The following is a 222-nucleotide window of genomic DNA, read 5'->3' as shown; positions in this document are numbered from 1 at the left end:
CAAAACGGAACAGAAACCGGGTTCACTACACCAGTAACTGTATTTGCTGATTTAGATGGCGATGGCGTATTAGACGCAGGAGAGCCAACAGGAACAACAGCAGCGGATGGAACGTATACTATAGAAGGAGTACCAGCAGGGACAGTAGATATCGTAGTAGATACGACTACTTTACCAGTAGGATCGACATTAACAGAAGGAACAGAACCAACGGAAGTAACG

General features: G+C 45.5%; 1 protein-coding gene. It reads left to right on the top strand.

Annotation, left to right across the window (positions count from 1 at the left end; all coding sequences use genetic code 11):
* Positions 1–222: hypothetical protein (locus ACVCXO_RS00010; RefSeq protein ID WP_452227560.1), on the top strand; the 222-nt coding region annotated here is incomplete at both ends.

Source organism: Lacinutrix sp. MEBiC02404, from assembly GCF_053601575.1.
Note: the sequence above shows the minus strand (reverse complement) of the source record. Positions and strands in the feature narration are given on the sequence as shown.